This window comes from Rhizobium sp. BR 317, assembly GCF_047445835.1.
Taxonomy (GTDB): Bacteria; Pseudomonadota; Alphaproteobacteria; order Rhizobiales; family Rhizobiaceae; genus Rhizobium; species Rhizobium paranaense.
On record NZ_JARWLB010000158.1, the window covers coordinates 1 to 997 of the forward strand.

Consider the following 997-nt stretch of genomic DNA (forward strand, 5'->3'; position numbering starts at 1 on the left):
GGCTTTAATGTGCTCGTGCCACGAGACTGTTGCGCCGACCGGGCGCAGTCGCCACATGAGGCAAATCTCTACGACATGGGACAAAAATACGCCGATGTAACCGATGCTGCCGATGTTTTGAGGTGGCTGGAATCCCTGTCGTCGTCTGGATAGATCGCCGGCGTGACGCCTAGCGAACAGCGCGCTMTCTGAAAATTCCTACTCCGAATAAAACGATATTGGATGAAGCTGCAGGGTGTATGATTAGACAACAACAAGAGGCGCCGTGCACGCTATGAACGCACTTCGAAGAGCGTTCGGGAACGCAGAAAAATTGGGTGGAACATGATTGAAATCAAACAAGTGAGCAAAGTGTATGGGGCTGGCGCAGGCGCCTATACGGCGTTGGATGGCGTATCTTTAACGATCCGCGAGAACGAGTTMTTCACACTACTCGGCCCGTCGGGTTGTGGGAAGACGACACTGCTCCGTATGATCGCMGGTTTTGACTTCGTTACGACCGGTAGCCTAGTGCTCGACGGTGAGAACCTGATCGGAAAACCGCCGTATCTTCGCCCCGTGAACACCGTCTTTCAGTCATACGCCCTTTTTCCGCACATGACCTGTGCGCAGAATATTGCCTTCGGCTTGCGCATGCTGCGCAAGCCGAAGGATGAAATCGCCCGAACCGTCGCGGAAATGCTGGAGCTAGTCCAGATGACTCGCATGGCCGACCGGCTAACGAACCAGTTATCCGGTGGCCAGCAGCAACGCATTGCTCTTGCCCGTGCGCTTGCTCCCCATCCGAAGGTGCTGCTGCTGGACGAGCCATTGTCCGCGCTTGACTTCAAGCTACGTAAGGAAATGCAGATCGAACTGAAACGCCTGCAAACGCAAACGGGCATCACCTTCGTTTTCGTTACCCATGATCAGGAAGAGGCGCTGACCATGTCGGACCGTATTGCGGTAATGAGCGCCGGTAAGGTACGGCAAATCGGCCGCCCGCGAGAGATATACG

The 997-nt window shown here is 55.0% G+C and carries 1 protein-coding gene; it reads left to right on the top strand.

Annotated elements, in window-relative coordinates:
• Positions 1-324: 324 nt before the first annotated feature.
• On the top strand, positions 325-997 hold a 673-nt coding region (locus tag QD357_RS32505; RefSeq protein ID WP_414126113.1), incomplete at its 3' end, for an ABC transporter ATP-binding protein.